General features: G+C 64.6%; 2 protein-coding genes. Both read left to right on the forward strand.

All coding sequences use genetic code 11. The features are described from left to right. Nucleotides 1–3: 3 nt before the first annotated feature. Nucleotides 4–873 carry a hypothetical protein gene (locus HV753_RS11725; RefSeq protein ID WP_175174603.1) on the forward strand — a complete coding sequence of 290 codons (870 nt, stop codon included), beginning with the start codon at nt 4–6 and terminating at the stop codon, nt 871–873. Continuing rightward, nucleotides 866–2521, forward strand: coding sequence for a TolC family outer membrane protein (locus HV753_RS11730; RefSeq protein ID WP_175174604.1), 1656 nt, complete (start codon nt 866–868; stop codon nt 2519–2521). Before HV753_RS11725 ends, HV753_RS11730 begins: the two co-directional genes overlap by 8 nt. Nucleotides 2522–2658 lie beyond the last annotated feature (137 nt).

Genomic DNA, 2658 nt, shown 5'->3' on the forward strand with positions numbered 1-2658 from the left:
CCCATGCTGACCGCGACCCTGACGCCGGCCATGAGCCAGCCTGTCGGCGCGGACAGCAGCGAGCCGGACGTTCACATTCCCCTGCACACGCTGCGGGGGGAGCCGCGGATCTGGGCCGACCGTCTGTTGTCCGTCTTCAAGGGCAAGCAGATAGACGGTGTTGAGTGGTCGATGAAGTTCTCGGCCGCGGGGCTGGTCGGCAACCGGTTCATGCTGGGCATCCAGCGCGAACACTGGGGTCAGCTGGACTTCTCCACCCTGTCGCAGGCGCTGGCCATGCCGCAATCCTTGTGGATGCGCGTGGTGCAGGACATGGAGCACGCCCGCGCCATGTTCTTCGCCTACGAACCCGACGGCAGCGCCGGCACCTACCGCATCTACCTGGAATTCATGCCGGCGCCCGAGGCGCTACGCCAGCACGGCATCCTGCCCTTGGGGTGCGGGTACAAATGGCATCCGGCAAGCCAGCGCGAGGCGGCCGTCACGGCGTATCGCATGCGGCATCTGGAAGACCGGGCCGCGTTCGATGCCCATCTGGCGCCGTATCTGGCCAAGCTAGCCAATCCGGTGCTGCGCCAGGTCGCGCAAGACATCGTGACGCAAGCCTGCGGGCAGGCCGATCCGGCAGGCTTCATGTTTCTGGAAGTGGACGAGGCCGATACCCGGCGCGATTCGTTCACGGTCACTTTTCGCGGGGCAGATCTGCCTTTGCGTTCCTTCATCCCCGATCTTCTGCGTCTGGCTGCCAGCCTGGCTCTGGCCGAAAGCGACGTTCTGGGTTTCCTTTTGCCCGACGAACCGCGCAGCCTCTACAGCCTGGCTGCGGGCGCCGCGCGGGACGGACACGAGTTCCTGACTGTCTACTATGACTGACAACGACAAGCTTCTCTTCCGCCCTGCGCCTGCGCGCAAGGGCATGCTGGCGGTAGTGGTGCTGGCCGCATTGACCATGGCGGGTTGCGCCACGCGAGATCGTTCGGCGGCGGCTACCGCGCCGGCGCCTGCCGCCAATGCGCCGGCCTCCGCGTCGTCCTCGGGTGTCCAGACGGAAAGCGGGGCGCTCCAGATGGGGCAGCAACGCACCCCGCAAGAGGAGTCGGCTTTCGGCAAGACGACGCCCAGCGCGCAGATGGATGAAGTTGCCCCCACTCCCGCGCCGCGTTTTGACGAAAACACCGTGCTGCCGGCGCCGGCGTCCTATCTGGCGGAAAACATGCCGACCTATAACGGCGCGCAGTTGCCGGATCAGGCCGATCCGATGACGCTGGACCAGGTCTACATGATGGCGCTGCGAAACGATCCGCAGTTGCAAGGCGCCTATCAAGAGCTACAGGCGGTGGGGTATGGCGTGACGTCCGCCCGCGCCGGACTGCTGCCCAGCATCAGCGGCGAAGTCAACCGAAGCCGTGTGCGCCAGAACGTCGTTGATAGCGAAAACGCCGTGTATCAAACCGGCCGCGCCAGTTGGGCCGAGAACGGCTGGGGGCTGACGCTGAACCAGCCCTTGTTTGAGCTGGGGGCGTATCACAAGTGGCGTCAGTCACAGGAAGCCGAGCGCAAGGAAGTGGCCAGCTACGCCTACGCGCAGCAGGATCTGATGCTGCGCGCGGCCACGGCCTATCTCAGCGTGCTGGCCGCCCAAGACCAGATCGAGCTCACCGAAGCCGAGCGCCGCACGACCCAAAAGCAGAAAGACCTGGTGCAGGCGCGCTATCAGAGTGGCCAGGAAACCCGCGTGGGCTTGAGCGAAGTGCAGGCCCGGCTGGACATCCAGGACGCCAACACGTTGCTGGCCAAGAATGATTACCTGGACAAGCAACAGGCTGTCCAGGAAATCATCGGCTACGGCAACCTGAAGCTGCGTCCCGTCCGCAAGGACTTGCCGATGACGCTGCCGGTGCCCAACGACGCCCAGGCATGGCTGCGCACGGCGTTGGACCAGAACTGGTCGATCCGCGCGGCGGCGGCCAGCGTTGCCGTGGCGGAAAAGGAAGTGGAGGTGCAGCGCGCGGGCTACTACCCCAGCGTGAACCTGCGCGCCTCCACGGGCCGCAACGAAACGGGCGGCAGCCTGTTCGGCGGCGGCAGCACGGTGGCCGACACGCGCTTCACGGTGAATCTGGCCGTGCCGATTTTCCAAGGTGGCTACACGTATGGCATGAGCCACGCGGCGGCCAGCCGTTTGAGCGCGGCATCGTCCGATCTGAGCCTGACGCGCCGCAAGGTGCAGCGCCAGGTCTTCTCGTCGTTTCAGAACATCGTGATCGGCATTGACCGGATGCGGGCGCTGAACAGCTCGGTGGAATCCTTCCAGCAGGCATTGACGCTGAAGGAACAAGGGTTCACGGCCGGGTTGAACGACATCGTCAGCGTGCTGGACGCATCGCGCAATCTCTACAACGCCAAGCGTCAGCAAGCCGAAGCCGGATACAACTTTTTGCTGGACGGCCTGAAGCTCAAACAAGCAGCGGGAACGCTTAGCGCCGGGGATATCGCGGCGATCAGCCAGCAGATGCAGTAACGCAAGGGGGCACGTGCCGGCAGTCAAGCACGTGCGCAAGGAAAAAGCGGGGCCATCCGGTGCTATGCCGGGTGGCTCGGAATCGTTTTAAATCAGGGCGTTTCATGCGCCCGCAATAACAAATGTCGAGCGACGAT

This window comes from Achromobacter pestifer, assembly GCF_902859625.1.
GTDB classification, from domain to species: Bacteria; Pseudomonadota; Gammaproteobacteria; order Burkholderiales; family Burkholderiaceae_B; genus Achromobacter; species Achromobacter pestifer.

Excerpts from the sequence above, each read along its gene's own strand:
- HV753_RS11725 (WP_175174603.1), top strand. The coding sequence starts at position 4 with ATGCTGACCGCGACCCTGACGCCGGCCATGAGCCAGCCTGTCGGCGCG.
- HV753_RS11730 (WP_175174604.1), top strand. The coding sequence starts at position 866 with ATGACTGACAACGACAAGCTTCTCTTCCGCCCTGCGCCTGCGCGCAAG.